We start from the raw sequence: 23435 nt of genomic DNA on the forward strand, positions 1-23435 counted from the left end.
TTGTTGTTTTTTCAAGCATTTAGCATAAACAAAAAGCATGCTGTTTATGTAAAAAGATTAGATTTTTTAAAGTTTTTTGCGGTTAGGTACAAAATTGCAAAGTTAACAAAAATTAGATCATCAAAATGATAGCATTATAGTTATTAATTTGTTAAAATGATAATGAGTGACATAATATATCCTTCGTATTAAGCAAAAATGAAGTAAAGCTTCAAATCTAGGGTTATTTTTATTGTATGTAAAAGTAAAATAGAGTGTTTATTACTCAGTCTTAAAAGAAGTATAGAAATATTGATTTAATGGATAGAATAGGGATAAATTAATATGAGTATAAACTAAACAAAACATGAAATAAAGGCAAAATACAAAAAATCCATTAGATAATTCTAATGGATTTTGCTCCTCCTGCTGGGCTCGAACCAGCGACCCTCTGATTAACAGAAAGAGGTCTTATCTATTTCTATGTTTTTATTTATATTACTAAAAGATTGAAAAACAAAGATATAAAATAATATTTTGTTTTCTGGTATTACTTTATTTTACTATTTTTGTACTATAACATTGACCTATACCTTGACATTTATAATTTCATTATGGCAACTTACAAACGAATTTTAAAGAATAAACCTAATGCAAATGGAACTTTACCGATTATCTTTAGGGTTTACAAAGATGATTTGAACTCAGAGTTCTCTACACCCTTTAGGATTCAAAAATCTCAATGGGATGTTAATAATTTACTGGTTAAAAGTAATTATCAGGGTTATAAGGGGATTAATGATACTTTAAATCAAATCTCTGATAAGTTAGCAGTTGTGATAAACAGACTTGAATCGGAAGGGAATTTCTTTACAGCAAAGGACATTGTTGATGAGTTGAAGAAAGGTTTTATTGACAGGAAGAGTAAGAAAATTACTAATTTCATTGAGATTTTGGGAGAGTTGAAGAAGACTAAGAAGGCTAATAGTGCTAACATAGTTAGAGATACTATTAACAAGCTTAAGCAGTTTAGAGGTGATGATATACCTGTTTCAACAATAAATTTTGAATTTGTAAAGGGGTATGATGGCTTTTTGGCATTGACACATGATGTAGGAGGTTTGGGAGTTAGAATGAGGGATTTAAGAGCAAGGTACAATGAAGCTGTCAAACTGGGGCTTGTTGATGATTTACAGCCTTTCAAACACTATTCTATAAAAGTAAATAAGAATAAAAGGAGGATAGCAATCACAAAGGAGGAGATTGATAAGTTCTTTGCTTTTAATTACGATGAATACCCAAGGTATAAACTATCTTATTTAACATTTGTATTTTCGTACTATTCAGCAGGGATGAACTTTACGGATGTTTGTAAATTGAAAAAAGGACAGATAGGGGATGAGCTTAGTTACAAGAGAAGTAAAACATCAAAGCCAATCAAAGTGCCACTTTACGAAAGAACAAAAGAAATTTTAAAGGAGCTTTTAACAGTCCCAAAAGAAAGTAACGGTTATGTTTTCCCTTATCTTACTGACTTCCACCAGAGTGATTCACAGATTAATAATAGGATAAAGAAGACCAGAACACAGTACAATAAGGATATTAAGTTTATAGCTGGAAAAGTTGGAATTACTGCAAATCTTACTTCGTATGTGGTAAGGCATTCATTTGCTACAATTCTTTATCACAGTGGAAATGTGCCTATTGAGCTGATAAAAGAGTTATTGGGGCATGATAATGTAGCAATTACGGAGGCTTATTTGAAAGAGTTTAGTACGGATGCAATGAAACAGTTAACAGAACAGTATTTGTAATGAGTGATTTTATATTTATAGACAATCCTTTCAAGGATTTGGATTTCAACAGGCTTAGAACAGGGTTGAAGCCACATAAGAGCTTTGAGGATAGTGTAGGGCTTGTAAATCCGTACAATGATTTGCTTGAAGTGTTAAAGTCCGAAAGTCTTATTGAGGAGCTTTGGAAAAGGTTTTGTAATTCTCTGCCCTTAAAAAAGGAAGGGTTCGATATGTATGAGAAGTATAAGGCTTTTGATGTAAAAACCGATGTTGTCAACAAAAGTGTTTCTTATAGTATAAATGTTGGTTACGAAGTTGTTAGGTATACGAAACACTTTCTTTACTTCGTGAATAAGTTTCTTGGAGCAAATTTTAGAGATATTGAAACGGATTTTTTATTGTTTTTGTCTCTTCAAAACAATGAAGAGGTTAGGTTGCTTGTAAATCAATTGGTAGTTGATTTGTGTGAGGTGTTGGGTAAATTAAATAATCAACCAGTCAAGGTGCAAACGGATAAAGTAACATTGAACTTGATAAATCTTTATGTTGAAAATGATTTAAAAAGAATTTCTAATGCCTACTTTGATTTAATCACTCCAGTAAATCAGAAAAGAGTAAAAACGATATTCCCAAATTTAGTTGACTTGCTGGAGTATAAACAAAAGTTCCTGAGTTTTAAAATCCATTCTAAACAGCAAAGACCAACTAAGGTTATTGAATCTCTCTTTAAAAGCTTGAAAGGAAATGGTTTGATTAATTCAAACACACAGTTGCATTTTTTTAATGAAATCTTTGAGAGTAAGCAGAATTCCGTTAAGATTGATTGGGTTGAGAACAAAGCAACATTGTTCTATTTTATTAACCAGTTGGTAGAAAATGAAATTATCGAAAAAGATTATAATGTTTGGAGGAAGGTTTCCTATTGTATTACAGTGAATAGTAGAGAGATAGGAAGTTTGAAGAATAGTAGAGCTACTGAAAGTCAGGATAAAAAAGATAAGGTTGACAGGGTGATTTCAAGAGTATTACAATTGAGATAAAATGATTTTAATAAATACCTGTTTTATGGTGTTTAACAGGATTTAAGAGTCTAACATTAATGTTAGACTTTTTCATTTTGGTTGAGAATTTTCCGATTATTGCACTATGAAAACACAACAAAACCAGCAATTTAGTGAAGAATTAGTAACTATTGCTACAGAAAATGAATTCCTGACAATCGAACAGGCTTCAAAGTTTTTAGGTTATAAAATCAAAACTCTATACAAGAAGAATAGTCAAGGTGAAATCCCGTACTATAACCCAACAGGTGGCAAAGTCCTTTATTTAAAGAGAGAATTGGAAGAGTGGATTAAAAACGGAAGGCAAAAATCGGGTCAAGGTATGGAGCAGTTTATTAACTATTTAACTAAAAAAGCAGCTTAAAATGATAGATAACTTTACAATTAAATTCTACTCACAGGAATTGTCCGAAAAATATTTGAAATCAACTGGCAACTACACTCAATCTTCATGGGTTTGGAAAGGTGAAAATGATAAAGAAAAGGAAACAAAATACCCTCTAAGAAAGAAAGTTAATAACATAGAGTTGAGGGTAACTGAACAGAATTCAGTATTAGGTAACTCCATTCATAAGTATTTCAACATCAATATGTACGGGGAGGAAAAAGGAAATCATAACCATAATGATTTTAGTTATTGTGGTATACTGGAAGCATTGGAGCAACTAAAGCAGGATTTCAAGGGGTTAAATCTAAATGAGGGCTATTTGCAAAGTCTGGAATTTGGGTTTAACTTACTGGTAGACAAAGAGCCAAAGTATTATTTAAACCATAATTTCCTTTTGTTTGAGCACAAAGCACCTGCAATCAATAAGGCAACAAATGCAATGAATTATAGGAAGTTTGAGCATAACAACATAGCTTGGAAAGTTTACGATAAGAAAACTCAATACGGGCTCGAAAACAACCTTTTGAGGGTTGAGATTGTTCTTGGGTCAAGGGAGTTGAAAAGGCTTGGAATTCAGACCTTAAATGACCTTAAAAACAGGGAAAATATATTGTTGCTCTTTTCAAGGTTTATGGAGTTCTTTAAAGGTTTTACTATTGTGGATAATAGATTTAACAGGAAAGATTTAAGTCCAGAATTTGTAAGTGATTTAGGTAACAGATTGGAGCCATCATACTGGAAGAACAAAAGAGGTAAATCCAACCTTGTCAGGGATAAGATGAAGCTAAAGGAAATGATAAAACAAAGCAACCTCAACACAACGGAAATCTATTTCACCGAGCTGATTAGAGATAAATTCAATGAGTTGTTTTACGATTGTGATGTTGTTAGGCAGGTTGCTTGATTGGTTTTCAGGGATTGTATATGATAAAATACCAATCATTTTGAAGTTTTCTTTATTCTTTTTGATGCTTTCCAAATAGCATTTTAGTTTCTTTCGTTTCTCAAGTATATTTTTTTTGTTTCAGTATTAGTTAATCTCATTTTTGAAAGTGAGACAGTGGTAAGTTTTTGAGTAAGTAAGAGTTTTACGAGAAATAGTATTGAAAAGTTCGTTTGAATTAATATCTTTGTAATTCAAATTTTATCGAAAACAAAGCATTAGCTATTATTCTGTCAGTTGGAATCTGGTAAATTCATTTGAAGTACAGAGTAAGTAAGTTGAATGCTCATGTCCTATATTGGGCATGAGATTCCCTTGCTTATACTTCAAAGTTTACCAGAACTTCAACTGATAAGTAAGAACTACGGACTCATGCCCTCTTTATTTTAAATAAAATAATTTCTACTTAGAGTTCGGGTGGATTAACAAAATTCATCTTATGAAACATTTATTTCTTGCAGTTACAACTGCATTCGTTATCACTTCATGTGGTGCAATTTCCAGAGGAACAACAGGAACAACAGAGAGTAAACTAATTAAAATCGTATCGGTTGAACAGGGCTGTCCCGTTGAAAACATTAAAATTATTGACAAAGTTAAAGGTATGGGAAGTGGCTCTTATGCCTTAGAGGTTTGTGGTAAACGAATGGTTTACAAGCAGGCTGGGACAACCTTTATGGAGTCTTCAAAAATGCAAACGATAATGCAAAGTTCAGGTAACTAAAATCAAAACAAGATGAAAAAGATTTTATTTACACTTTTTATTGGAATGTCTTTCATTGGTTGTTCCAATAGTGATGATGATGCAACAAATCAGCAAAACAATCCTGTAACAACTCAATACTTTCACCCTCCTACATGGATTCAGGGCAGTTGGAAAATTTCAGGAAGTGCAAATCCTTATTTCAAATTTTCTTCGGATGATTTCATTTTAGTAACTCCTTATACAAGCTGGAAAAGTGTATTACAGCAAACAGCCACCACGGGGCAATTAGCCAAGGTAAATGAGGATATTTCAGACCTTTATTATGAGTTTACAATCATTGCTGGGAATTCTGGGGGAATGTACAAATTCAAACGAATCAGCCCTACTCGTATTCAATGGATAAACAACACACCTATTGAGGTGTTTTTGGATAAGGAATAAACAATTTTAAGATTAAATAATATGAAAAAGTTGTTATTACCCTTAGTTTTATTTGTAGTCCTCACCAAAGCCCAAACACAACAAGATTATTATAATGCTTCTCCTTCTGGAATAGACCCAGTAATTGGAATGAAAGAAACCCAAAGTGAAAGTGTGAGGGCTGTTGATGAGATTTTGAAAAATAATAAACCGAGTAAAATTGGGCAAAAGTTAGAAAAGTCTCAGGAAATGGTTGAAAATCTTGAAGTAGCAAAATTTGAAGATGTTTACCAACCTGCAGCACCTTCTGAAAATAGAACATACAACCAATCTGGTAACATACAGCCAAACAATCAAAATAGTGAAGTTGACCCGTTTAGTTCTCCAGATGACAATAGACCTTCTTTTAAGGGTGAAAGAATTGAGGTAGACCAGTATTACAACCAGCAAAAAGATGGGTCATACATCAGAAAAGATTTAGACACATCAAAGAAAGACAATGATAATACAGTTTTGATTGTGGTTATCTTAATTGTTGGGGCTGGAATAATCGGGGCATTAGTTACCAATAGCCAGAAAAACAGAAGCAACAGCCATGACAGGGAGTAGATTTTATGATAAACTTCACGGTTGGTTGTTTCCAATAGATGAATACGAAAGAGATATTGTACCCGTTTCTTCATACCATTATTATAGTCCTTCACCTTTTCAAAAGGTGATGTTAGATTATTTGGCTTGGAACGGAGTTGATAAAAAGGGAAACGTGACCAATAAAAAGGTTTATCCAACCCTTGCTGAAATTCAGAAAAACCGAACAGCACTTAGAGAATGTGGTTTTGCAAACGGTGAGTATATCGAGAAACTTATTGTTTTTCAGTTTCTGGAAATGAAAGTAAATATTCCTGATTTGAATCCAGTAATGTTTGCTAATTTTTATGAAGGGCAGTATCATAATATTAAACTAGCCAGATTTGTCACTTTAGAGGCTCAAAAATCAAATAAAATCACAAAGGAATACTACGACACCACAAGAGGTTTTTTAATTGAAATTCAAGGCTTTTTAGGGGTTGTTGATTTAAGAACCCGAATTGAGTGTAAATTTACTGAATGTGAAAATTGGAATAACTTTTCCAGAGTTGAGGAATTCGTAACTCCTTTTGCAAAGATAGCTTTAAATTGTGATACGTTAGGCAGGTTTAGCTTCAATTATTTTATAAACCCTCATCTCAAAGAACTTGTAGGGGAATCTTTGGGTGATGCAGTTGAAAAATATTTTGATGAGTTGGCTAATGAAATGAAAGACTTTGTAAAAATGATTCCTTTGGAGAGGAGGTATGACAGATACTTTGAGGAGTTGTTGAGATTTACAAAGATATACCCACATTATAAAGCTGTTGTTACAGAGAAAAATTCTTTATAAATCAAACAACAAGCATAGACCTTATACGAGGTTTTAGAGCAAGTAATTCCCTCTAAATTTCAGAGGGAATTTTCGTGCCTATACATAGTGTAAACACTTACGTGCCATATTTTATATATTAAAATATTGATTATCAGTAATTTACTGAAAACAAATGGCAGGTTGAATTTTGAGGGTTAAAAACTCTAAAAAATCATTTGGAAAATTGAGCTTTTAATTGCTTCAATTTTCTTTGTGTCAAGCTTCATTTTTTCAACCTTTTCAATCTCATAAATGATTTCATACTTCCCATTTTCATTATTATAGAATTGAGAAAAAGTGTTCTTTTAAATTGACTATTGAATTTTTACTGTTCTTATATTTATCTTCAAAATCATTTACTATCTCAACATTTTTTATAAAATTATAACTTATCTCATCTCCTAAAATATTTTCTAAAACAATGTCAATAAGAGTGTGTTTATCATCATCTTTTAGATTGGTTATATTGAGGCATCGAACAATAATGTCAAAAGTATTATCTGGAAATTTTAACAATACATACTCCCAACTTGAAACACTAATACTATCTCCAAAGCCTAAAGTATCTTTGATTGATAGGGTGAAGTCCCAAATTTTTGCAGGTTTGTAATGGCTAAATTCCCAACTTGTAATGTTTGGAGCTAAGCTAACAATGTGCTTTGCTAATTGAAATAATTCTCTGTTTCCACCAGCAGATACAATTAGCATGTTTTCTTTAATTAAACCTTCTCTGATTTCCCAGTTAAAATCTCCAAGAGCTAAAATTTTACTGTCTAACTGTTCAATTAAATCATTGTTTATCTTATCTGAAACTAATAGTTCGTTGTTTGAGTTAAACCAATTCCAAAAATCATCTATATTATCGGTGTTGTGTATCTTTTCCATATTTTTGTTCTAAATCTTTCATTCTCTCTGGTCTTACCTCGTTTCTCTTATTGTCCAGATTCTCAATACCCCCTTCTTTATCTATTGCTTTTTGTTCTTTGTAAGCACCTTCTCCAGCTTTTTTAGGGTTGTATGTATCAATTATTTCTGCTCCACTTCTATCTCTTCCATCTTTTGCTCCTGCTCCTCTTTTTTCTGGGCTTGATTGTCTTGTTCTTCCAACATAGGGCTTGCCACTTTCAGTTTTTTCACTTGGAACCCTATAAATCTTCCCTGTGTTTTCCGTAGAGCTTTCAGCTAATTCTGGTTTCACCTGCTCTATTGTCTTGTCCATTGATTTTGGAGCAGTAGTTTCAGGTTTTCCTCCCTCGACTATGGATTCAAACCAGTTTCCTATTTTTTCCCAAAATCCAGGAGGTGTTGGAGGTGGAGTAGCTCTGCCAGTTAGCATGATAGGCTCAATTGACTGTTCTCTAATCATGGCTTCAGCAATCGGAGTGGTTGGTCTTACTGCTGAATTAGACATCATTAAAAATTCAAATGGTACTAACTCTAATCCTTCTAATTCTTTTCCCCGACCAATCTTATTTTCCTGAAATGCAAAAGGTGAGTTGTACGTGTACTTTTCAGCCAAAGGGTCAACATTGAAAAATCTTCCCAATTCTGGAATATTATTTCTCCATTTAAAAGAACCCCATCCTGTTTCCTTTTGTCTTTCCTGACCTTGAAAACCGTAAGTATAACTTTGTAATTGGGTAAAAGTCCCATTATAACCTTGATATTCCAGCCCAAAAGGATAATAGTTTGTTTCTCTATCAATCGTGGCTGTATTGTTTGAGTTATAGTAAGCTAATCTTACATTTCCCCAAATATCGGAATAATTGTAAACATATCTTTTCTTTTGATAATCATAATAGCCCTCACTTGTTGGGAAAAACTGCAAATTGTTAAAACTTCCTTGTCCAAAATACTGGAAACCATCGAGATAATCCGTATCCTCAGTGAGCATTAAACCACTTTTTGAAGCATAGTAAGTGTAAGCTTTCTTTAGTTTTGTCCCATCTGCCCTGTAAAAGAGTTTAATGTTATTGTTATTCTGAGAGAAATTAACAATTGTTGGCAGGTTCAGGTGATTGTAAGAAATGTTTGTTATCTCTTTGTCAACATGATTTATCATGTTTCCGTTAAGGTCATAGGCAATTGTATTGCCACCGTTTGGATAGCCTAAATTATTACTGCTGTTATCAGTGACATTAAGAAGCTGATTTCCTTTGTAAGAGCTGTAAACCAAATCATCAATCAACATTGCAGTATTGTTGTACGATTGGTATCGTTTCAGAGTTTGGATATTCCCATTCTCATCATAAGTCAAAAATTCTCCGTAGCCATTGGTTACTGGAACAGTTGCCAAAGGTTCAAGATATGAAGCATCTGTAAGCCTGTCTAACTTGTCATACTTGTAACCGTATCTTCTCAAAGTATTTCCGTTGGCTGTTTTCCAGTCAAACTCTGATATACTGCCATTGTATTTTGCTGGTGCAACGGATGATGAAACGGGATTATCATATTTTAATTCAAATCCAAACAACTTGTTATTAAAGCTGGTTTGGTTGTTAGGATTGTTAACCGAAGTTAGCCAACCTCTTATGTTGTAAGTATAATCAATAGACTGTAATGGTGTTCCTGTAGTGTTTCCAGTCTTTTTATTTATTTGTTGCCCAATCTCATTGTAAGTATTTTCTGCCAGTAACTCTTCTTGTAAATTATCAACTTGATGAAATTGTTTTAAAAGTCTGTTTTGGTTATCATAAACAAACCTTTCCTTTACCTTAACCTCAGCATCATTGGCTGTCTTTTTGTGATATGTGTAACTTTCCTCAACCAATCCTGTAAAATCAAGTTTAAACTCTTTGTTTGTGTAACCTCCTAAATGATTGATTGTTTTTAAAGCTACTGGTTTTCCCGTACTTTCGTAGTAAGTGTAAGTTTTAGTCCAGTTGTCATCATCAATGTTCTTTACATAACTGGCTACTTGAACACCGTTTGTTGAAGCATCATTATTTGCATCTAATGTGTCTGGTAAAATGTACTGACCTAAAACCGTTGCTGGGATTGCTGGGGCTTCTACTGGGTAAGTATCATAATAATTTAATGTTAAAACGGTCATACTTCCAGTTGGAAAAGCCTGTTTGTCATAGTAAATGTTTATACCTTGTAAACTGAAAGGAACTCTGCTTCTCCTTTCGTTGTTTCCAGCATTGGCAGACATATTATTCAATGCACTTTGCATTGCCTGTCTTGTAGCTGTGTTAGCAAAGAATCCTGTATAAACTACTCTGCCAAACTCATCGTATTTGGTGAAAAGCCAACCCTTAGTATTGAAATTATTATTTGCAGTTCTTAAAACTGCATCCTGTGCTAAAACTGGTCTATCCTGTTTGTCATAAACTATATATTGCCATCCTTTGCCAGGTATTTTCTTTTCAACTTCTCTATTTCTCCCATCATATCGGTATTGATAGCATAAATCATCTAAAATAGCCTGTGTTACAACATTTCCGTTGCTTTTAATCTGCTTTACAGCTTTGGGTGGGATTACAAATGCTTTATGGTTGTATTCATTGTAGACATAATAGGTGTCAATATCCTGTGTACCATCGGTATTACGAATCAGTAATATTTGACCTCTACCATTTTTAAACTGAATTACTGGGTTTCCATCCTCATCGGTTACAGTTGTTTTATAAAGAGTTGCAGGTTTAAAATACCCATTGTTTTCTGCTGTAACGGTTAATGTGGAAACAGTGTTTGTAACATTGCTAACTGTGTTTATGGTTGTATTTGTTACGAATCCTAACACCTCATTTGCATTGTTAGCCTCGTACTTAATTTTTTCAGTATGACCTGAGCTCATTTTCCATGAATCACCAGCCTGTGCAAGTTGCAAAACTCGGTCTAAGGGTGAGTTTTCAAGTTCCTTTTCTGCAAAAGCATTTGATACACCATAGTAAGAATTTGCTGGATTTTCATTTGTCACACCTGAATGTATGGCAGAATTTAATGTGCTTATCGGAGTTGGTAAGATTTCTTTTGTCCTTCTTCCAAATCCATCATAAGTGATTGGAGTAACTAAATCCCTTCCTGTTGGAGTTGCTTTAACATTTACAATCTGTTTCGGTCTTCCTAAACCATCAAAATAAGTAACTGCTTCTGACTTTTTTGTACAATCTTCATTCAAGCAAGTGATAGATTGAATGTAATTCTCAGTGGGTGACAATTGCCCCGATAACTGGCTGTAAAGAGCCAGTATAAAGAGAAATAAAAATTTCTTCATAATAATTTTGTGTTAAATTCAATTCAAAGGGCAAGTATAATAATTTTTTTTAATTCTACCTATGGGGAAAACCACATATTTGAATGGGGATTTTTACTATCTTGCTTTATGAGTCAAAGATATATAAGGGTAACGACAAAACGTGTCACATTAAAATTTGATTTAAAGTTATTATGAAAATTATATGTTGAGAACTCTGGCTTATCCAGAATGTGAAAACCTCTTTTTATGTATCGTGTAAGTACCCATATAGAAAACAACCCCTCCCTCGATTTGACATTTTTATGTACTCCCCTTAAATCCCCAGATTTTAATCCTGTAACATGATTTTTGAAAGGTTTATGAAAAAACAATCCTAAGATTTTATTTTAAGATTTTTAAAAAAGTGATAATTTTTGTTAGAAATGACAATGAATTTTTGTCCACCTTGACCGAAACCTTGACTTCATTTTACTATTTTTAGATTTAAGCCTTGACTTAAACCTTGACCTTGATAAAATAAAAAAGCACCTACATTACTGTAAGTGCTTGATTTTCAACTGCTCCTCCTCTTGGGCTCGAACCAAGGACCCTCTGATTAACAGTCAGATGCTCTAACCAACTGAGCTAAGGAGGAATGTTCCTCTGTTTGGAGTGGTGCAAATATAATATGAATATTTGTACAAAGCAAGTGTTTGAAGCAAATTCTATCGAAAAAATTGAATTTTTTGAAGGAATTTTTATTTTGTTTGAAGTTGAAAAAAGCTTCCTTTTTTTATCTGTCTATTTTTCAGTATTTTGAGGGGATGATAAAAATTTCATAGCTAAAAGCTGAAAAGTATAAATCTGAAGAATTTAGATTAAGAAAAACAGGGAAAAATTTGAAATATGCTGTGATTTCACTTCTAAACTGGAAAAACAACTAACTGAAATGTTTCATTCTTGCAGGTAAAAGGCCTTAATGCCGTCATTCCTAATCCCTGAATATGGACTGCGAGAGAATGTGTGTTTTTATCGTTGATAAAAGCAGCACCAAGGTCATACTGGTTTTCAGTAAAATTTTTGACTGCATAAAATAATTTTTTTGCAATTCCCTGTCCTCTCCATTTTTGGTTAATCAGAATCGGGCCGTACAAAAATACCCGATATTCTGTTAAAGGTTTATGATTAAAAGTTTGTTGTTGGAAACTATTATACATCGCTTTTACAACCGGATGTTCAGGAATAGGATCTGTGGTAGTCAGGCATACGAAACCTGCTAAATTTCCTTCTTCCAAGGCTACCAACACCCCTAAGTTTTTATTAATAGCATCCAGTGTATGTTCCGTCATGCTTGAAACAATAAACCCCTGTTTCTTTTCTTCTTCACTCAATTGGTCGGGAGTGTTAACATTTTGTAATTCTATAATCGCAGGATAGTCTCTGGCTTCGGCTTTTCTGATAGTGATTGGGCTCATAATGCTTTTCTGTGTTTTAAATATAACAGTTTTATGCTTTAAAGCTAACGAAAGAGCCGCTAATTTTCCTTGATAAAATGTTACATTCCATAATGATGCATTGCCTTCTCTTTTAATGGGTGCGTACTCCAATCTTCCCATTCTCCTGTATAGGGGCTATAGCCACACTTTAAAGGTTTGGAAATGTCCAGTCCTTCATTATTGGTGTGGGAGCATTCAGTATAAGCCCGGCAATCTGTACAGATATATCTGAACTCACAATCTTTACATATTTCAATATGATCTTTGGTCAGATTCCAGTATTGTTTAAAACCTTTTTTGTTGAATGCTTCTTCTAAATTTATTTCGTTTATATTTCCAAAACTTTGAGGCATGGATGGGCAATTTTTAATATTACCTTCAAAATCAATGGCTATTTTCTTATAAAGACAAGAGTTATGATGGTGTGCCTCTAAATAAAAACTATGGTTAAGATTAACATTTTTTAAATCAATGAGTCCGCAACTTAAAGGAATTTTAATTTCGTTTTTGATGATGGTCAGGTAGGTGGAACCCAATGTCTGAAAATCTTCTGTAGGTTGTGAGTGTAGCGTTACATTAAGGAACTTATTTGAAATAGTATCATGAGTTTCTTTAATAAATGAAACCAATTGAGGGGTGTACTTGGCTATAATTGAAATTTCATGGATATTAGAGTTATTAAACGAATCTAATTTAGTAATAACTTTGATGATTTCGTGAAAATTTAATGTTTCTGAAAATCTGATTTGAAGATATTTAATCTTTAAAATACAAATATGTTGTATCAAAGTATCATTTAAAGTTTCAGAATTATTAATATCTAAAATTAAGTATTCAACATTCGAGGGTGTTTCATTAAAGTGAGAGGAGGTCTTAAAGTTTAATAATTCTTTTTTGGTTTTTACTATATATCCTAAATTGTTGTCCAAAATAAAATTAAGATATTCCTCTAACGTTTCCAAGCTATCCTGATCTAATTGTTTTTTCAATACTGAATAATTCTCTTGCTCATTGGAGAGTAAGTCGTAAAAAGCATTTGGAATTATGTGTAGGAACCCTGTATTAGTATCAAAAATAATAGATTTTTGGGCGCCTTTAGTAATTTTTACGGAATTAAATAATTTTAAAAACATCTTTAATATAAAAGTGAATAATGTTTTGTTGAACGTGAAATCTTAGTTCTATTGCTTTTTTTGTCTTTATTTTCAGAATATTTAACCTGAGAGAGGTTGTTGCTTTTTTTCCATTCCTGTAATGAAAATTCAAGTCCTTTTAAATGTAATGCTTCCTGGTTTTTCATAATAAATCTGCAATATATTTTTCTATCTGGTAGTTTCCGTAATAGCTAACCTGGTGAAATTGTCCTAAGGGATTTATCTCTAAAAAATAATAATCATCATCAGATTGTATTAAATCTATAGTGCCACACCTTAAATTCAATGTTTTTGCCATTTTGTGGATTTTTCTTTGTATCTCAATGGGAAGCTTACAGGAAAGATATTTTTTATCCCTGTCTTTTAAGTTTCTAATATCAATATTATCTGAAAAATCAAATGTGGCAATTGCCCAAATCCGTTTTTCAAAGAAAAACACTCTTATTTCGTATGCCTTATTGATTTTATTCTGAATAAGTGAAGGGATAATGTTTTCTTTTTTTGACTGAAGCTGATTGAAATCTATTTCACGGGTGTAATTTAAGTACAACTCATTTTCAATAAAGATGGGCTTCATTTCGGAGACGGACTTGGTGATATAGTTCTGGGAACAATCAATCTTTGTAAGATCTTTTAATTGGGATACAATATAAGTTTCGGGTATTTTTAAGCCTAAAGATTTTGCTAAAAATAAAACTTCCAGTTTATTGACTTCTTTGGTGAAAAGGTTTCCAAATATATTCGCATCATTTATTTTTAGATAATAACAAATAAATTCTGTTACTGATTTAATTTCTGAATTATAGAATTCAATAAGATTGCTATCAATTTCTTGGTTCGCTATGTTGTAATAGATTCCGCCATTTCTATAAAAGACTGATTTAAAATCATTCAGATTGTATTCAATATTATTGATGGAAATTTTATACATATTCTTACTGAAGTCAAAAAATACCTTAGTAATATGTTGATTTTCATTAAGTCTGACAAAACTTTTATTTTGATAGGATAACCATGTGCAGATCTCATCAGTCATAGTGTCGTTATCAACACTAATGAGGAGTATCATCTAGCTTAATTAAGTTGACTTTATATCTTTCGATCTCATTTTCATCTACAAAATTCAAGCCTTCTGTCGTTCTGCTTAAAAAAATATAATCTTTATTTTTTAATAAGAATATGTTTTTATTTAATTCATCTTCTGAAGATGGGAGTCCAATTTTTTTTCTTTTTTCATTTACATAATCAACCATCTTTTTTATTTTATCCGTTCTTTTTTCAGGTGTAAAAAAACTTGAGATATAGCAGCAATCACTTTCTCCATTATTTTTTATAAATTGATAAATAGTAAAAAATGAATAATCTTTTGTACCATTATTTAAATCCAATAAAAAGCCTGCGATATCGGGTCTAATTTTCCCATCGTTTAAAGCTTTTACTATTTCCTTAGAAAAGTTGACCCTTTGAGGACTATACCTATTCGTGGCTAGCTGATGCCAAATAATAAAATAAAAATCGTGAAAAAAAACTTTGCTCTTAGATTCTAAACCGATATTATATTCATTAGGAAATCCTTTTTTTTGTATAAGTTTAAGTAACTTCGTTGAAGTAATACTATCATTTTTAGTAAGTTCATTTTGGTATTTTGTGTAATTCCCTCCAGATAATTTTCTATAATACTGGTCAAGAATAAATAAAGAATCTAAACTTTTTTTATAGCTATAATCCAATTTATTTTTACATTTTATTTCACCATATTTCTTATTGTTTGGAAAGTTTTCTGACTGAAAGTTATCTTTGAATTTATAGTCTAAGCATTTTAAAGAAGAATATTGTTGATATGCATTGTCCGAATCTTTTACTTTTAAAGAAACCACCATACTGTTATATAAATCTTTAGCGTGAGGTTTTTTAAATTTTTTAAATGCTTTTGCATATAAGGCATTAGCATCTAGTAATTTATTTTCTAGAATATCCTTTTCTGCATTATTAACAAATTCATAATAAGCAATAAGTTTTTCATTTTTTAATTCAATTGTTTGAGCATTGGAGTGGAAGCTAAAAATTAAAGCTAGGCCTATTAAAATTTGTTTCATATGATAAAGTTTATAAAGAGAGAAATTGAAAAATTTCTCTCTTGTAAAAATTAATTGTTTACAGGCTTATCTACTACTGTAACGCCATTGTAACCCATTCCGCCATTGCCGAAATCAAGGTCACTAGTAAATGCGTGACATTCGTATCCTTTTGGGCCTAAGAATTCATATTCCCCACCTCCTGTAGTAACAGGATCAATAGCTAGGAAAGATTTTACAGGTGCACCCTGTCCTCCTAAAATAACATCTAACTTCTTATTTTGAAGCTGGAAATTTTCTAATTTTTCTAATGTTTTTGTTTTCATCAAATTGTATTTTAAAATGTTAATAAATTTTAAACAATTCACCGTGAATTGTTTTATTGTTTATCAAATATAAAACAAAAAATTAAAATTGATTATTTTTCATTAATTTTTTATGCCTTTTGTTATTGATTGTATTTGTGTGTTTTTAATATTAATGCATAATATTGTTTACTCTTTTACATAAAAATGAAAAATGGCAAAATCATCAACTGTTTTTTAGTCGGTTGCATTGAAATAATTAATATTTGAAAAGGTGATTATTTTAAAATAGTGAAGGTTTGAGCGGTATATAAATCTTAAGAAGAGAATCTATATTGTAAGAAAAAGCTAAATAGTAAACAAAAAAAAAGAGTTACAAAATATTTTGTAACTCTTGAAGCTTTCGCTCCTCCTGCTGGGCTCGAACCAGCGACCCTCTGATTAACAGTCAGATGCTCTAACCAACTGAGCTAAGGAGGAATGTCCTTATTTTTAAGTGGTGCAAATATAGGACGAATATTTATACCAGACAAATTTTTTAGAAAAAAATCTTAAAATTTTATAGTTTTCCAGTGAATACTTTAAAGATATCACTTCCAAAGATCAGCAGCATAAGGCCTAACAGGAAGATAACTCCAATCATCTGAGCGTTTTCCAGCACCTTTTGAGGAACCGGTTTTCCAACAATAATCTCATATAAAGTGAATAAAACATGACCTCCATCAAGTCCCGGAATAGGAATTAAGTTCAGAAATGCTAACCAAATAGAGAACATTGCGGTAAAACTCCAGAATGCCGGCCAGTTAATAGCTACATCTCCGTTGGCATTTCTATCTACAGGCATATTTTTTACGATGGCGATAGGGCCTCCTACACTTTTATAACCCTGTATTTTAGAGTTAAACATGATTTTAAACTGCTTTACCTGCATGGTTAAAGCTTCAATCGTTCTTGTAAATCCTCTTGGAATAGCTTCTCCGAAAGAATATTTTTTATTGGTAACAATAGATTGAGCGATACCTTTAGTGTCAATCTGTACCCCTAATTTTCCATTTTTATCAACAGGAACGGAAGGAAGTGCTACTATTCCAGCTCCTTTTCTTTCAACATCTACCGCTACCGTTTTTCCTTTGTTTTGGTTTAAAACAGGGCTTAGTTCATCAAAGTAAACTACTTTTTGTCCGTTAATGCTTACAATTTTGTCGCCGGAAGCTAATCCGGAAGTTTTAGCACTTGGAGTCGCTAAAGAATCGATAACCATAGGAACTCTCGGGCTAATGTATAATTTAGCTTCTTTTTGTTTAAGAACATCTGCTACCCCGTCAGAATTGATTGGGAAGGTAACTTCTTTACCGTTTCTTAATACGGTTACATGATCGCCTAAAAGAATGTTTATTGATGCATTTTCAAGTCTTTCTGTCGGTTTTCCATCAATGCTGATCAGATGATCTCCATTTTGGAAACCCATTTTCTTTCCTGCTTCAGTAACTTCTACACCGTTTTCGAATTTTTTAATGTCTGTATACGTTTCTCCATTGAAGAAAGAAAGGCTGCTGTAGATCAGCCAGGCTAAGAAAAAGTTTACGGTAACCCCTCCAAGCATAATGATTAATCGCTGCCACGCTGGTTTTGATCTGAATTCCCAAGGCTGTGCAGGTTGTTTAAGCTGTTCAGTGTCCATGCTTTCATCCACCATTCCGGCAATTTTCACATAACCACCGAACGGAAGCCATCCGATACCGTATTTAGTTTGTTCCGGATGTTTTCTCCAGTCACTGTCCGGTAATTTTGATATGTCGATAGCAACCTCTTGTTTTTTTCCGTTGACTTCGATAACTTCAGTATCCGGAAGGTTTTGAGACAAAAATTTGTACTTCCATTTACCGTTGATTTTTTTCATCGAAAAGATGGAGAAATACGGATCGAAGAACAGGAAGAATTTTTCGGCTCTGGTTTTAAACCATATGGCGGGTAAAAAGTGTCCAAGCTCATGAAGAATAACGAGTATCGAAATACTTAATATGAACTGGAAAATCTTGATTGCTAATTCCATTAATATATTTTAGGTTTTAATTTGCAAAGGTAACAATTATCAAAACTATGCCAAACAAAAAAGCCCCTCGAAATGAGAAGCTTTGTCATATATTAGGCTGTTTTTCTATAAATTGAATGAAACTCCGATACTGCCATTGTTTCCTACTTCTGCAAAAACACCCACTTTCTCTGTGAAGAAGTAACGTGCTCCAATATGAGCACCGATTCCGAAATCCCTTCCGAGAACACCAAGATCAACCCCAGGGTAGATGTCCCACTTTTCAGGAAGGTCCAAAGCTTCCTTCAGGTGAAAATTAAGTCTTCCAAAAACGAAAACCCGGTTGTCTTTGTCATTGTTTTTATATCCGCTGAAATAAGCGTTCACCCCTGCACCGACTGATAACAGCTTGTTTAAGCCATAATCATAGGTTCCGGTAACTCCCGTTCCGTATCCCCATGCATTAAGTCCCAGCTGGACCTTTTGATCTCCTTTTCCTGTCCAGGCTTGGGCATTTGCAGTGGCTCCCCAAAAAATAACCATTAACATAAAAACCAATTTCTTCATAAATTTTAAATTTTTGATGGTACATCATAAAAATTATCACCATCAAAAATGAAACCGAAATCAATTAAAAACTGTAATTTTATAGAAGTTATTGAACAAGATTTATGAAGATTACAGGTTTAAATTTAGATATCATCTGGAAAAATAAAAAAGGAAACTTTCAGTTAATTGAAGAGCAGCTTGCTCATGAAGAAGCAGATGTTTTCCTCCTGCCGGAAATGTTCTCCACAGGATTTTGCATGGATGCTTCTGAAGTTTCAGACAGAAATGAAGAGTCTTTAGAATTTTTAAAAAAAATCTCAAAAGAGAAAAATGCAGCATTTTGCGGAAGTGCTCCGATAGAACATGACGGAAAGTATTACAACAGAATGTTTTTTGTTCAGCCGGATTCCACTGTTTCTTTCTATGATAAACGGCATTTGTTTTCATTTTCAGGGGAAGACAAAGTCTATACTCCCGGCCGTGACAGGGTGATTATAAATTATAAAGGAATTCGTATTTTACTGCAGGTATGCTACGATCTTCGGTTCCCCGTTTTTGCAAGAAATAATGATGACTATGATGCGATATTGTATGTTGCGAATTGGCCGGAAAAGAGAGTAGGAGCGTGGGAGCATCTTTTAAAAGCCAGAGCGATTGAAAATCTGTCTTATGTTTTTGGGCTTAACAGAATTGGAATGGATGGCAATAACCTGTTGTATCAGGAAAGTTCACATTGCTTTTTTGCTGACGGAACAGAGATTGCAACGAAAAACGGGAATATCGTTTCAGCAGTATTGGATATGGATGAACTAAAGGATTTCAGAAATCATTTTCAATTTTTGAATGACCGCGATCAGTTTTCTATTCAGTATTAATCTGTTTGAAATCATTTAACACTTCCGCAGACTTCACTCTAAAATGAATATCTGCGGAATATAAATAAAAAAACTGTGAGGATATCACAGTTTATTGGTATTGTTTTAAAAGTTGTGTTAATGTATTCACATCATGGACTCCGCTTTCCTTCCAAAGAAGTTCTCCGTTTTTGAAGACAGCTAACGTAGGAACGCCTCGTACTCCATATTCTGCAGCAATGACGGGATACTGATCCACGTCTATTTTTATGATTCTTGCTCCTTCGCCTACATTTTCTTTTACCGTGTTCAATACAGAAGACTGTACTTTACAGGGCTGGCACCAGGTTGCAAAAAAGTCGATTAAGACAGGCCTTTCTGAATTAATGACCTCTTGAAATTTTTGTGACATATGTTTTGGTATTTAGTTTTAAAAAGTAAGCCTTAATTTAAAGTTGTATTATTGAGCCTTCGGCTTCTCATCCTGAATTGCTTTCACATTTTTCCAGGTGGTTCCATCATAAGCCTCTATACCATTTTTCTTTAAAATTTCCATGGCCTGGTCGGCCTGAATTCCTTTATTGCAAAATACCACTACTTTTTTGCCTTTAAGAGCTTCCATATTATTTTGAAGGTCTGCTAAAGGAATATTAACTGCATTTTTTGCGGTTCCTTCCGAATACTGTTCGGGAATTCTTACATCTACTAAAGTGACATCAGAACTGTTCACCACTTCATGGATATTGGCTTTTGGGTATTCTGCAGTTGCGGTTTTGCAAGAACTTATGATAAATGCTGAAACTAAAAGGAATCCAAAAATTATACTTTTCATCATTATGTTACAGTGTTTTGGATTGGCAGACAAAATCTGAGATTGGAAACTTTTCAGTTTTTTTGATTCCGTTGTATCCGCCTTCTATTTCAGTAAAGTTTCTGATTCCATGTGAGTTAAGGATGCTTGCAGCAATCATGCTTCTGTATCCGCCGGCACAGTGAAGAAAGAAATGTTCAGAATCATCAATAGACTGTACCCATTCACTGATCGTGTCTAGAGGCTTATTGTAGGCATTATCAATATGTTCCGCAGAGTACTCACCCAGTTTTCTTACATCAATAACTTTAGAGTTTTCATTAAACTGCTCTGAAAATTCAGCAGGTGAAATTCTTTTCACTTCATCGATTTCCTTATCGGTATTTTTCCATGCATCAAAACCTCCTTTCAGATATCCTAACACATTATCGAAGCCAACTCTGCTTAGTCTTGTAATCACTTCTTCTTCCGTTCCCTCGTCGGAAACCAGCAATAATGGATGCTTTACATCTACGATTAAAGTACCTACCCAAGGGGCAAAATCACCTTTCAGTCCTATATTGATCGAGTTGGGGATAAATCCTTTTTGGAAATCAGCAGGTCCTCTCGTATCTAAGATCAATGCTCCCGTTTCTTCTGCAAAACTTTCAAAATCATCCACAGAAACCGGATTTAATCCTTTGTCCATTACGCTGTCAAGACTTTCGTATCCCCCTTTGTTTAAGGCTACATTCATTCCGAAATATTTCGGAGGAGCGGTTAATCCATCTAACACTTCTCTGATGAAGGACTCTTTATCCGGCTGATTTAATGCGTAATTGGTTCTTTTTTGATTTCCCAGAATGTCAACTGTTTCCTTCTGCATATTTTTACCGCACGCAGAACCCGCTCCATGAGCTGGGTAAACAGTAATACTGTCATCCAGAGGCATGATTTTGCTGTGAAGACTTTCATATAAAATTCCTGCCAGGTCTTCCTGGGTAAGGTTGGTTGCTTTCTGGGCAAGATCGGGTCTTCCTACATCTCCTAAAAACAGGGTGTCTCCTGTAAATATTGCTGTTTCAACACCATTTTCATTAATTAAAAGATAAGTGGTGCTTTCCATGGTGTGGCCGGGAGTATGCAACACCTTTATTTTTACTTTTCCGATTTCAAAAATCTGATTATCTTCTGCAATAATTGCTTCAAAATCAGGATTTGCAGTGGGTCCGTAAACAATCGGAGCTCCGGTTTTTTTGCTTAAATCCAGATGTCCTGAAACAAAATCTGCATGGAAATGAGTCTCAAAAATATATTTTAAAGTTACATTACCTTTTTCCAGGCGATCCAAGTAAGGTTTAACTTCTCTTAATGGATCTATAATTACAGCTTCATTTTCTGATACTATATAATATGCCCCTTGTGCCAGGCAGCCTGTATATATTTGTTCAACTTTCATTTTATTCTTTTAACAATTTTGTTGTTATTATTTAGTCTACAAAAATCGTATTTTATTTTTTAAAACACGATAAAATAAAAAATCGATATCAATAGAATAAATCTATAAGGTTTTATTTATTCTAATTTATATAATATCTTTTAGGGTATTGCATTTCCTATACCAAATTAAGCAAATAAATAGACATTTAAAACTGAACTTAATCATGAATATTTTTTAGATGGCTGAATATTTTATAAAAAATTTTATATTTATCAGTTAAAATAAAAAATTTCAGATGGCAGATAAAACACAATTTATTGAAGAATTAAATTCGAAATACACCTCAAAAGGAGATTATATTATACTTGGAAAAGGAATGCTGGACGGCGAAGTCGTTTCAGAAGTGAATGTAACAATTCCTTTAAAAACGATTAACCGCCATGGTCTTATTGCCGGTGCTACCGGAACCGGTAAAACAAAAACACTGCAGGTTTTTGCAGAACAGCTTTCCCATGCAGGTATTCCATCATTAGTATTGGATATTAAAGGAGATTTTTCAGGGATTGCAGAAGCGGGACAAATGAATGCCGTGATTGAAGAAAGATATGCAAAAACGCAGCTTCCTTATAATCCGCAGGCTTTTCCAGTAGAACTGATGAGTATTTCCGGCGGAGAAGGAGTAAAACTCAGAGCAACTGTTACAGAATTCGGTCCTGTACTGTTAAGTAAAATTTTAGAACTTAATGATACCCAGCAAAGCATTATGTCTATTGTTTTTAAATATTGTGATGATAAAGGACTTCCTTTGGTCGATCTCAATGATTTAAAGAAAGTTTTGCAGTATGTAACGGATAACCCGCAGGGAAAAGCTGAGCTTGCAGCCAATTATGGATCAATTACAGGAGCTTCTTTAGGCGCTATTTTAAGATCGATTGTCGCTTTAGAACAGCAGGGGGCAGCTGGGTTTTTTGGAGAATTAAGTTTTGATGTTCAGGATTTACTTCGGACAAAAGACGGAAAAGGAGTAGTGAATATTTTAAGGGTTGCTGATATTCAGAACAAGCCACAGTTGTTTTCAACCTTTATGCTGTCTCTTTTTGCAGAAATTTATATGACTTTCCCTGAAGAAGGTGATAGTGGACGACCTAAACTGGTTTTATTTATTGACGAAGCGCATTTAATCTTCGATGAATCTTCAAAAACCTTGCTTTCGCAGATCGAAACTATGGTAAAACTGATCCGTTCTAAAGGAGTTGGTATTTATTTCATCACACAGATTCCGGGAGATGTTCCTGAAAGTATACTTTCTCAACTAGGATTAAAAGTTCAGCATGCGCTGAGAGGATTTACGGCAAAAGATAAAAAAGAAATTTCAAAAGCTGTTGAGAATTATCCGACAACGGAGTATTACGATGCTTCCAACTTAATTCAAAATCTGGGAATCGGAGAGGCGTTTATCACGGCTTTGGATGAAAAAGGAATTCCTACACCACTGGTTCAGACTTATTTAATTTCCCCGGAATCAAGAATGGATGTTCTGAGTACTGCCGAAATCTCTCTGCTCACCAGCCAGTCAGCGTTAGTCGCTAAATATGAGGAAGCTATAGATCGTGAATCAGCGTATGAAATGCTGACCACTAGAATGGAACAGGCTGTACAAAATGCACCTGCCCAGAAATCAAAACCTGTAAAAGAAGAACCCGGTATGTTTGAACAGGTATTACAGAGCAAAGCCGGAAGAACCTTTACCAGTACACTCATGCGTGAAGGAGCAAAAGCTCTTCTCGGAATGTTTGGGCTGGGAGGCAGAAAAAGATAAAAACTA

At 33.5% G+C, this 23435-nt stretch carries 22 protein-coding genes and 2 tRNA genes; 10 read left to right on the plus strand and 14 right to left on the minus strand.

Annotated features, from left to right (window positions below):
* The first annotated feature begins 593 nt into the window (after positions 1–593).
* From IW15_RS02985 to IW15_RS03020, 8 genes are all read left to right on the plus strand, one after another.
* A complete protein-coding gene (locus IW15_RS02985) occupies positions 594–1793 on the plus strand; it encodes a site-specific integrase (protein ID WP_034709187.1) in 1200 nt (399 codons plus the stop codon).
* The gene (locus tag IW15_RS02990) at positions 1793–2815 is read left to right on the plus strand and encodes a hypothetical protein (RefSeq protein ID WP_034709189.1); all 1023 of its coding nucleotides are present in this window, start codon (positions 1793–1795) and stop codon (positions 2813–2815) included. The genes IW15_RS02985 and IW15_RS02990 overlap by 1 nt, the downstream gene beginning before the upstream one ends.
* 106 nt (positions 2816–2921) lie before the next feature.
* On the plus strand, positions 2922–3200 hold the full coding sequence (locus IW15_RS02995; RefSeq protein ID WP_051881719.1) for a helix-turn-helix domain-containing protein: 279 nt from the start codon (positions 2922–2924) through the stop codon (positions 3198–3200).
* A 1-nt stretch (position 3201) separates the two neighbouring features.
* On the plus strand, positions 3202–4128 hold the full coding sequence (locus IW15_RS03000; RefSeq protein ID WP_034709190.1) for a hypothetical protein: 927 nt from the start codon (positions 3202–3204) through the stop codon (positions 4126–4128).
* A gap of 478 nt (positions 4129–4606) precedes the next feature.
* Positions 4607–4891, plus strand: coding sequence for a hypothetical protein (locus tag IW15_RS03005; RefSeq protein ID WP_034709193.1), 285 nt, complete (start codon positions 4607–4609; stop codon positions 4889–4891).
* 12 nt (positions 4892–4903) lie between these two features.
* Positions 4904–5314 (plus strand): hypothetical protein, encoded by a 411-nt coding sequence (locus IW15_RS03010; protein ID WP_131368463.1) that lies wholly within the window; start codon positions 4904–4906, stop codon positions 5312–5314.
* Positions 5315–5335: 21 nt separating this feature from the next.
* Positions 5336–5902 carry a hypothetical protein gene (locus IW15_RS03015; protein WP_034709197.1) on the plus strand — a complete coding sequence of 189 codons (567 nt, stop codon included), beginning with the start codon at positions 5336–5338 and terminating at the stop codon, positions 5900–5902.
* Positions 5889–6713 carry a hypothetical protein gene (locus IW15_RS03020; protein ID WP_131368465.1) on the plus strand — a complete coding sequence of 275 codons (825 nt, stop codon included), beginning with the start codon at positions 5889–5891 and terminating at the stop codon, positions 6711–6713. Before IW15_RS03015 ends, IW15_RS03020 begins: the two co-directional genes overlap by 14 nt.
* 300 nt (positions 6714–7013) lie before the next feature.
* On the opposite strand, the gene IW15_RS03025 is transcribed toward IW15_RS03020, so the two are convergent.
* The 11 genes from IW15_RS03025 to IW15_RS03075 form a co-directional block, all read right to left on the minus strand.
* Positions 7014–7619: a hypothetical protein gene (locus IW15_RS03025; RefSeq protein ID WP_034709200.1), complete on the minus strand. Its 606-nt coding sequence runs from the start codon at positions 7617–7619 to the stop codon at positions 7014–7016.
* Positions 7594–10953, minus strand: a complete 3360-nt coding sequence (locus IW15_RS03030) for a DUF6443 domain-containing protein (RefSeq protein WP_034709202.1) — start codon at positions 10951–10953, stop codon at positions 7594–7596. The genes IW15_RS03025 and IW15_RS03030 overlap by 26 nt, the downstream gene beginning before the upstream one ends.
* Positions 10954–11495: 542 nt before the next feature.
* Positions 11496–11569: transfer RNA gene (locus IW15_RS03035), tRNA-Asn, on the minus strand.
* Between the two features lie 268 nt (positions 11570–11837).
* On the minus strand, positions 11838–12389 hold the full coding sequence (locus IW15_RS03040; protein ID WP_228384297.1) for a GNAT family N-acetyltransferase: 552 nt from the start codon (positions 12387–12389) through the stop codon (positions 11838–11840).
* An 80-nt stretch (positions 12390–12469) separates the two neighbouring features.
* The gene (gwsS, locus tag IW15_RS21865; RefSeq protein WP_051881721.1) at positions 12470–13543 is read right to left on the minus strand and encodes a grasp-with-spasm system SPASM domain peptide maturase; all 1074 of its coding nucleotides are present in this window, start codon (positions 13541–13543) and stop codon (positions 12470–12472) included.
* A gap of 163 nt (positions 13544–13706) precedes the next feature.
* Positions 13707–14633, minus strand: coding sequence for an ATP-grasp domain-containing protein (locus IW15_RS03050; RefSeq protein ID WP_131368467.1), 927 nt, complete (start codon positions 14631–14633; stop codon positions 13707–13709).
* Complete coding sequence (locus IW15_RS03055; RefSeq protein ID WP_034709206.1) at positions 14617–15660, minus strand: hypothetical protein; 1044 nt, start codon at positions 15658–15660, stop codon at positions 14617–14619. Before IW15_RS03055 ends, IW15_RS03050 begins: the two co-directional genes overlap by 17 nt.
* A gap of 50 nt (positions 15661–15710) precedes the next feature.
* Positions 15711–15965: a hypothetical protein gene (locus tag IW15_RS03060; protein ID WP_034709208.1), complete on the minus strand. Its 255-nt coding sequence runs from the start codon at positions 15963–15965 to the stop codon at positions 15711–15713.
* Between the two features lie 385 nt (positions 15966–16350).
* A tRNA-Asn gene (locus IW15_RS03065) sits at positions 16351–16424 on the minus strand.
* Between the two features lie 79 nt (positions 16425–16503).
* Complete coding sequence (rseP, locus tag IW15_RS03070) at positions 16504–17997, minus strand: RIP metalloprotease RseP (RefSeq protein WP_034709209.1); 1494 nt, start codon at positions 17995–17997, stop codon at positions 16504–16506.
* Between the two features lie 105 nt (positions 17998–18102).
* Complete coding sequence (locus IW15_RS03075) at positions 18103–18543, minus strand: DUF6646 family protein (protein ID WP_034709211.1); 441 nt, start codon at positions 18541–18543, stop codon at positions 18103–18105.
* 104 nt (positions 18544–18647) lie between these two features.
* Between IW15_RS03075 and IW15_RS03080 the strand changes: the two genes are divergently transcribed.
* Positions 18648–19400, plus strand: a complete 753-nt coding sequence (locus IW15_RS03080; protein WP_034709214.1) for a nitrilase-related carbon-nitrogen hydrolase — start codon at positions 18648–18650, stop codon at positions 19398–19400.
* A 91-nt stretch (positions 19401–19491) separates the two neighbouring features.
* Here the strand turns inward: IW15_RS03080 and IW15_RS03085 are convergent, their stop codons facing one another.
* From IW15_RS03085 to IW15_RS03095, 3 genes are read right to left on the minus strand one after another with little or no spacing between them, the layout of a single operon-like run.
* Complete coding sequence (locus IW15_RS03085; RefSeq protein ID WP_034709216.1) at positions 19492–19791, minus strand: thioredoxin family protein; 300 nt, start codon at positions 19789–19791, stop codon at positions 19492–19494.
* Between the two features lie 48 nt (positions 19792–19839).
* Positions 19840–20214, minus strand: a complete 375-nt coding sequence (locus tag IW15_RS03090; RefSeq protein ID WP_051881722.1) for a rhodanese-like domain-containing protein — start codon at positions 20212–20214, stop codon at positions 19840–19842.
* Positions 20215–20218: 4 nt separating this feature from the next.
* Positions 20219–21628 carry an MBL fold metallo-hydrolase gene (locus tag IW15_RS03095; RefSeq protein WP_034709218.1) on the minus strand — a complete coding sequence of 470 codons (1410 nt, stop codon included), beginning with the start codon at positions 21626–21628 and terminating at the stop codon, positions 20219–20221.
* A 277-nt stretch (positions 21629–21905) separates the two neighbouring features.
* On the opposite strand from IW15_RS03095, the gene IW15_RS03100 reads away from it, so the two are divergent.
* Positions 21906–23429 carry a helicase HerA-like domain-containing protein gene (locus IW15_RS03100; RefSeq protein ID WP_034709221.1) on the plus strand — a complete coding sequence of 508 codons (1524 nt, stop codon included), beginning with the start codon at positions 21906–21908 and terminating at the stop codon, positions 23427–23429.
* The last annotated feature ends 6 nt before the right edge of the window (positions 23430–23435 follow it).

The organism is Chryseobacterium soli (genome assembly GCF_000737705.1).
In the GTDB taxonomy this organism is placed as follows: Bacteria; Bacteroidota; Bacteroidia; order Flavobacteriales; family Weeksellaceae; genus Chryseobacterium; species Chryseobacterium soli.

Coding starts and splice junctions, on each gene's coding strand:
- IW15_RS02985 (WP_034709187.1), top strand. CDS start 594: ATGGCAACTTACAAACGAATTTTAAAGAATAAACCTAATGCAAATGGA.
- IW15_RS02990 (WP_034709189.1), top strand. CDS start 1,793: ATGAGTGATTTTATATTTATAGACAATCCTTTCAAGGATTTGGATTTC.
- IW15_RS02995 (WP_051881719.1), top strand. CDS start 2,922: ATGAAAACACAACAAAACCAGCAATTTAGTGAAGAATTAGTAACTATT.
- IW15_RS03000 (WP_034709190.1), top strand. CDS start 3,202: ATGATAGATAACTTTACAATTAAATTCTACTCACAGGAATTGTCCGAA.
- IW15_RS03005 (WP_034709193.1), top strand. CDS start 4,607: ATGAAACATTTATTTCTTGCAGTTACAACTGCATTCGTTATCACTTCA.
- IW15_RS03010 (WP_131368463.1), top strand. CDS start 4,904: ATGAAAAAGATTTTATTTACACTTTTTATTGGAATGTCTTTCATTGGT.
- IW15_RS03015 (WP_034709197.1), top strand. CDS start 5,336: ATGAAAAAGTTGTTATTACCCTTAGTTTTATTTGTAGTCCTCACCAAA.
- IW15_RS03020 (WP_131368465.1), top strand. CDS start 5,889: ATGACAGGGAGTAGATTTTATGATAAACTTCACGGTTGGTTGTTTCCA.
- IW15_RS03025 (WP_034709200.1), bottom strand. CDS start 7,619: ATGGAAAAGATACACAACACCGATAATATAGATGATTTTTGGAATTGG.
- IW15_RS03030 (WP_034709202.1), bottom strand. CDS start 10,953: ATGAAGAAATTTTTATTTCTCTTTATACTGGCTCTTTACAGCCAGTTA.
- IW15_RS03040 (WP_228384297.1), bottom strand. CDS start 12,389: ATGAGCCCAATCACTATCAGAAAAGCCGAAGCCAGAGACTATCCTGCG.
- gwsS (WP_051881721.1), bottom strand. CDS start 13,543: ATGTTTTTAAAATTATTTAATTCCGTAAAAATTACTAAAGGCGCCCAA.
- IW15_RS03050 (WP_131368467.1), bottom strand. CDS start 14,633: ATGATACTCCTCATTAGTGTTGATAACGACACTATGACTGATGAGATC.
- IW15_RS03055 (WP_034709206.1), bottom strand. CDS start 15,660: ATGAAACAAATTTTAATAGGCCTAGCTTTAATTTTTAGCTTCCACTCC.
- IW15_RS03060 (WP_034709208.1), bottom strand. CDS start 15,965: ATGAAAACAAAAACATTAGAAAAATTAGAAAATTTCCAGCTTCAAAAT.
- rseP (WP_034709209.1), bottom strand. CDS start 17,997: ATGGAATTAGCAATCAAGATTTTCCAGTTCATATTAAGTATTTCGATA.
- IW15_RS03075 (WP_034709211.1), bottom strand. CDS start 18,543: ATGAAGAAATTGGTTTTTATGTTAATGGTTATTTTTTGGGGAGCCACT.
- IW15_RS03080 (WP_034709214.1), top strand. CDS start 18,648: ATGAAGATTACAGGTTTAAATTTAGATATCATCTGGAAAAATAAAAAA.
- IW15_RS03085 (WP_034709216.1), bottom strand. CDS start 19,791: ATGTCACAAAAATTTCAAGAGGTCATTAATTCAGAAAGGCCTGTCTTA.
- IW15_RS03090 (WP_051881722.1), bottom strand. CDS start 20,214: ATGATGAAAAGTATAATTTTTGGATTCCTTTTAGTTTCAGCATTTATC.
- IW15_RS03095 (WP_034709218.1), bottom strand. CDS start 21,628: ATGAAAGTTGAACAAATATATACAGGCTGCCTGGCACAAGGGGCATAT.
- IW15_RS03100 (WP_034709221.1), top strand. CDS start 21,906: ATGGCAGATAAAACACAATTTATTGAAGAATTAAATTCGAAATACACC.